This is a genomic window from Stenotrophomonas sp. HMWF023 (assembly GCF_003060985.1).
In the GTDB taxonomy this organism is placed as follows: Bacteria; Pseudomonadota; Gammaproteobacteria; order Xanthomonadales; family Xanthomonadaceae; genus Stenotrophomonas; species Stenotrophomonas lactitubi.
The window spans coordinates 1-5507 of the sequence record NZ_QAIJ01000339.1; the positions used below are offsets into that span (position 1 = coordinate 1).

The 5507-nt window shown below is 62.3% G+C and carries 6 protein-coding genes, 1 tRNA gene and 2 pseudogenes; all 9 read left to right on the forward strand.

Annotated features, from left to right (window positions below; translation table 11 throughout):
• Nucleotides 1–321: pseudogene (tuf, locus tag DBR20_RS20630) on the forward strand (elongation factor Tu); the annotation flags it as partial.
• Nucleotides 322–422: 101 nt separating this feature from the next.
• A tRNA-Trp gene (locus DBR20_RS20635) sits at nucleotides 423–498 on the forward strand.
• A 47-nt stretch (nucleotides 499–545) separates the two neighbouring features.
• Nucleotides 546–959 carry a preprotein translocase subunit SecE gene (gene secE / locus DBR20_RS20640; RefSeq protein WP_089238987.1) on the forward strand — a complete coding sequence of 138 codons (414 nt, stop codon included), beginning with the start codon at nucleotides 546–548 and terminating at the stop codon, nucleotides 957–959.
• A gap of 10 nt (nucleotides 960–969) precedes the next feature.
• Nucleotides 970–1530 carry a transcription termination/antitermination protein NusG gene (nusG, locus tag DBR20_RS20645; RefSeq protein ID WP_025879350.1) on the forward strand — a complete coding sequence of 187 codons (561 nt, stop codon included), beginning with the start codon at nucleotides 970–972 and terminating at the stop codon, nucleotides 1528–1530.
• A 196-nt stretch (nucleotides 1531–1726) separates the two neighbouring features.
• Nucleotides 1727–2155 carry a 50S ribosomal protein L11 gene (rplK, locus tag DBR20_RS20650; RefSeq protein WP_004145248.1) on the forward strand — a complete coding sequence of 143 codons (429 nt, stop codon included), beginning with the start codon at nucleotides 1727–1729 and terminating at the stop codon, nucleotides 2153–2155.
• Nucleotides 2156–2159: 4 nt separating this feature from the next.
• Nucleotides 2160–2858 (forward strand): 50S ribosomal protein L1, encoded by a 699-nt coding sequence (gene rplA / locus DBR20_RS20655; RefSeq protein WP_089238989.1) that lies wholly within the window; start codon nucleotides 2160–2162, stop codon nucleotides 2856–2858.
• 388 nt (nucleotides 2859–3246) lie between these two features.
• Entirely contained in the window at nucleotides 3247–3783 is a 537-nt protein-coding gene (gene rplJ, locus DBR20_RS20665; RefSeq protein WP_089238991.1) for a 50S ribosomal protein L10, read from the forward strand.
• A 63-nt stretch (nucleotides 3784–3846) separates the two neighbouring features.
• Nucleotides 3847–4212: a 50S ribosomal protein L7/L12 gene (gene rplL / locus DBR20_RS20670; RefSeq protein WP_025879347.1), complete on the forward strand. Its 366-nt coding sequence runs from the start codon at nucleotides 3847–3849 to the stop codon at nucleotides 4210–4212.
• A 326-nt stretch (nucleotides 4213–4538) separates the two neighbouring features.
• Nucleotides 4539–5507: pseudogene (gene rpoB / locus DBR20_RS20675) on the forward strand (DNA-directed RNA polymerase subunit beta); the annotation flags it as partial.

A 5507-nucleotide genomic window follows, 5' to 3' on the forward strand; every position in this document is an offset into this window, starting at 1 on the left:
CGTGGCCAGGTTCTGGCCAAGCCGGGTTCGATCAAGCCGCACACCAAGTTCGACGCCGAAGTCTACGTTCTGTCGAAGGATGAAGGCGGCCGTCACACCCCGTTCTTCAAGGGCTACCGTCCGCAGTTCTACTTCCGTACCACCGACATCACCGGTGCGGTTGAGCTGCCGGAAGGCGTCGAGATGGTGATGCCGGGCGACAACATCAAGATGGTTGTCACCCTGATCAACCCGGTCGCCATGGACGCTGGTCTGCGCTTCGCAATCCGCGAAGGTGGCCGTACCGTCGGTGCTGGCGTGGTTGCCAACATCCTCGAGTAAGCCTGCATGCCGGCGGTCGCATAGCGCTGCCGGTCTGGCGAGTGGCGGGCCGGGAACCTCGGTCCGCCTTCGCCGTCTAAGGGAAGGCAAGTTTTCTACGTACGCCAGTAGCTCAATTGGCAGAGCAGCGGTCTCCAAAACCGCAGGTTGGGGGTTCGAGTCCCTCCTGGCGTGCCATCTGCCACCTTACCCAGCGGCCCTGCCGCTAAAGCAGACACAGCCTGATGAATAGCAAGATCGAACATTCCAAGGACACCTCCGCGCAAGGCGGGGATATCGTCAAGTACGTCCTCGCATCGTTGCTGGTGCTGGCAGGTCTGTTCGTCTGGTTCTGGTTCTCCGCCGACTCCGGTCGCGCTGCCCAGCTGGGCACGTGGGCGGGTCAGCTGCGTGCGTTGGCGGTCGTGGTCGGCCTGGTTGGCGGTATCGGCGTGTTCATGCTGACCGGCAAGGGGCGCGACACCCGCGAATTCCTCTCCGAGTCGCGTTTCGAACTGCGTAAAGTGGTTTGGCCGACCCGTCAGGAAGCCATTCGCATGACCTGGGTGGTGATTGTCGTCGTCCTGATCCTCAGCTTGCTGCTGGGTGGGTTCGACTTCTTCATCCAGAAACTGACTCAGTGGTTCCTGAGCCGCTAAGGAGAAATGCATGAAGCGTTGGTACGTCGTTCACGCCTATTCGGGCTTCGAGAAGTCGGTGGCGCAGGCTCTGCGCGATCGCATCGTCCGTGACGGCATGGAAGAGCGCTTCGGCGACGTCCTGGTTCCGACCGAGGAAGTGATCGAAATGCGCGCCGGCCAGAAGCGCCGTTCCGAGCGCAAGTTCTTCCCGGGTTACGTGCTGGTCCAGATCGAGACCCACGAAGAAGCGGGCATTCCGCGCATCGACAACGAAAGCTGGCATCTGGTCAAGGAAACCCCGCGCGTCATGGGCTTCATCGGCGGAACCGCCGATCGTCCGCTGCCGATCGCAGATTCCGAGGCCGAAGCGATCCTGAACCGTGTCCAGGAAGGCGTCGAGAAGCCGCGTCCGAAGGTGCTGTTCGAGCCGGGCCAGATGGTCCGCGTCACCGAAGGTCCGTTCAACGACTTCAACGGTGTCGTCGAAGAAGTCAACTACGAGAAGAGCCGTCTGCGCGTCTCGGTGCTGATCTTCGGTCGCGCCACCCCGGTCGAACTCGAGTTCGGTCAGGTCGAAAAGGCCGTCTGATCGGTATTCACATGCCGCTTCAGGCATGTGAAGAAAAAACCTGATATGCTGCGCGGCTCCCGTTGGGAAGCTGGCGGGACGAGGCCACCGAAAGGTGGCCTTCGGCATGATTTCAAAACGCGATGCCGGGACGCGTGATTCCCGGTCCGATGGGGAGCCTGTTGTCGCAAGGCGCTAGCACCCGGAGAGTACTCACATGGCAAAGAAAGTTGTCGGTTATATCAAGCTGCAGGTGAAGGCCGGTCAGGCCAACCCCTCGCCGCCGGTCGGTCCTGCGCTGGGTCAGCGCGGCCTGAACATCATGGAATTCTGCAAGGCCTTCAATGCTGCCACGCAGAAGCTCGAGCCGGGTCTGCCGGTTCCGGTGATCATCACGGCCTATTCGGACCGTACGTTCACCTTCATCACCAAGAGCACTCCGGCCACCACGCTGCTGAAGAAGGCCGCTGGCATCTCGTCGGGCTCCAAGCGCCCGAACACCGAGAAGGTCGGCAAGGTCACCCGTAAGCAGCTGGAAGAGATCGCCAAGGCGAAGGAACCGGATCTGACTGCCGCCGACCTGGACGCCGCCGTGCGTACCATCGCTGGCTCTGCCCGTTCCATGGGCCTCGTGGTGGAGGGTTAATCAGATGGCACAGAACAAGCGCGAAAAGGCCATCAAGGCCGCCGTTGTCCCGGGTAAGGCGTATGCCTTCGAGGACGCAATCAACATCCTGAAGACCGCCACCAAGGCCAAGTTCGTCGAGTCGATCGACGTTGCTGTGCGCCTGGGCGTCGACGCGAAGAAGTCCGACCAGCAGGTCCGTGGCTCCACCGTGCTGCCGGCTGGTACCGGCAAGTCGGTCCGCGTCGCTGTCTTCGCTCCGGCCGGTGCCAAGGCTGATGAAGCCCTGGCCGCTGGCGCCGAAGCCGTCGGTATGGACGACCTGGCCGAGAAGATGCAGGCCGGCGATCTGAACTACGACGTCGTGATCGCGACCCCGGACGCAATGCGCGTCGTCGGCAAGCTGGGTACCGTGCTGGGCCCGCGCGGCCTGATGCCGAACCCGAAGGTCGGCACCGTCTCCCCGAACCCGGGTGAGGCTGTGAAGAATGCCAAGTCGGGTCAGGTGCGTTACCGCACCGACAAGGCCGGCATCATCCACTGCACCATCGGCAAGGCCGACTTCGCCGAAGACGCGCTGAAGTCGAACCTGACCGCGCTGCTGCTGGACCTGATCAAGGCCAAGCCGGCCACCTCGAAGGGCCTGTACCTGCAGAAGGTGTCGGTCAGCTCGACGATGGGCCCGGGCGTCACCGTCGACCAGTCGTCGCTGAGCCTGAAGTAATCGTTTCAAGCGATCGCGGGTCCCTTGGGTCCCACGGTCGTGACATTTGAAGGCATCGCCGGCAACCCATCGCCGGTGGTAGCCGTCAAAGACCGCAGGTGCGGTCGTGGTATGCCGGCGACGGGCACGGAAGCTCGATTTGGCAGGGAGTCGCCGCCGGAGCAGCCACGAACGCTTAATCGATTCCCCGGAATCACCCTGCGTAGATGGTGCCCTTCTGGAGTTTTTCTGGTTCACGCACGTCTGGGGTTACCCAGGTTGGCCCACTCCAGGTCTAGAACGGCCCACCCCCCGGAACATCATTCCGATGTTCCCGGCGTCCAGGACGGATGCCGCACAGGACCGCACACGGCAGGAGCCGTAAGCGGAGTTCAATCGGAGGAGTGCAATGGCTCTCAATCTGTCCCAGAAGCAAGAAGTAGTCGCGGAGCTGGCAGACATCGCCGCCAAGGCCCACTCCTTGATCGCAGCCGAATACGCTGGCACCACGGTCGCTCAGATGACCGCGATGCGTAAGCAGGCTCGTGAAACCGGCGTTTTCTTGAAAGTTGTCAAGAACACCCTGGCTTCGCGTGCTGTTGAAGGCACCGAGTTCGCATGTGCACAGGACAAGCTCGTTGGTCCGCTGCTGTACGCGTTCTCGCTTGAGGAGCCCGGCGCTGCCGGTCGCCTGATCAAGGATGCCGCCAAGGGCAACGACAAGCTGCAGGCCAAGGTCGTCGCCATCGGCGGCGAAGTGTTCCCGGCAAGCCATGTCGACGTGTTGGCCTCGCTGCCGACCCGCGACCAGGCCCTGGCAATGCTGGCACGCGTCCTGACCGAGCCGGTCACGATGTTCGCCCGCGCCATCAAGGCAATCGGCGACAAGCAGAATGGTGGCGACGTCGCCGCCGACGCTGCTGAACCGGCCGCCGAGACCGCCTGAGTTTCGACTAATCGTGGTTCCTGACGGAACCTCAATCCAGAAAAACATCCAAAGGTAATTATCATGTCCCTTACCAACGAACAGATCGTCGACGCCATCGCCGAGAAGTCCCTGATGGAAGTGATGGAGCTGGTCAAGGCCATCGAAGAGAAGTTCGGCGTCTCCGCCGCTGCTCCGGTCGCCGCTGCTGTGGCTGGCCCGGCTGCCGTCGTTGAAGAGCAGACCGAATTCGTCGTCACCCTGAAGACCGCTGGCGACAAGAAGGTCGAAGTCATCAAGGCCGTCCGCGCCATCACCGGCCTGGGCCTGAAGGAAGCGAAGGACCTGGCCGAAGCCGGCGGCGTCCTGAAGGACAACGCTTCGAAGGACGAAGCCGAGAAGATGAAGAAGGACCTGGAAGCTGCTGGCGCGACTGTCGAAGTCAAGTAAGCACTTCCATTGCGTCGCCATCGAAATCCGGCGATGCAGCCAAGGCTGGGGGCGTAAGCCCCCGGCCTTTGGTCGTTGTTGTAGGGCCAGCCAATCGTGGCGCGGTTCTACGGAAATACGGTGAAAAAGCCCAACACGGGCTGCGGTCAAACCCTGGCCGGCCAGCGCAAGGCGCGGCGGCGGGGGAGTGGATGCAGACGAGTTGGCAGTTGGAAGTAGCGGGAGAAGGCGTGCTGGTGCCGGCAATACCAGCGACTTCCAACTGACAATTTCAAGTTCCCTTCGGGTCGTGGGCGCACGACTCGCACAACAAGGTGGAAGACCTCATGACGTCCTATTCGTTCACCGAAAAAAAGCGTATCCGCAAGGATTTCGGCAAGCAGCGTTCGATTCTCGAAGTGCCGTTCCTGCTCGCCATCCAGGTGGATTCCTACCGTGAATTCCTGCAGGAAAACGTCGATCCGGCCAAGCGCACGGACCACGGCCTGCACGCTGCACTGAAGTCGGTCTTCCCGATCGCCAGCTACAGCGGCAATGCTGCCCTGGAATACGTCGGCTACAAGCTGGGCGATCCGGTCTTCGACGAGCGTGAGTGCCGTCAGCGTGGCATGAGCTACGGTGCGCCGCTGCGCGTGACCGTGCGCCTGGTGATCTACGACCGCGAGTCGTCGACCAAGGCCATCAAGTACGTGAAGGAGCAGGAGGTCTACCTCGGCGAAATCCCGCTGATGACCGACAACGGCACCTTCATCGTCAACGGCACCGAGCGCGTCATCGTCTCGCAGCTGCACCGCTCGCCGGGCGTGTTCTTCGACCACGACCGTGGCAAGACCCACAGCTCGGGCAAGCTGCTGTACAGCGCCCGTATCATTCCTTACCGCGGCTCCTGGCTGGACTTCGAGTTCGACCCGAAGGACGCGCTGTTCACCCGTATCGATCGTCGCCGCAAGCTGCCGGTGTCGATCCTGCTGCGTGCGCTTGGCTACAGCAACGAAGAGATGCTGGCCGAGTTCTTCGAGATCAACACCTTCCACATCAACCCGGATGAAGGCGTCCAGCTGGAGCTGGTGCCGGAGCGCCTGCGCGGCGAAACCCTGGGCTTCGACCTCGCCGACGGCGACAAGGTCATCGTGGAAGCCGGCAAGCGCATCACCGCGCGCCACATCAAGCAGCTGGAAGCCTCGGGCATTGCCGCCCTGGCCGTGCCGGACGACTACATCGTCGGCCGCATCCTGTCGCACGACGTGGTCGATGCCTCGACCGGTGAACTGCTGGCCCAGGCCAACGACGAAATC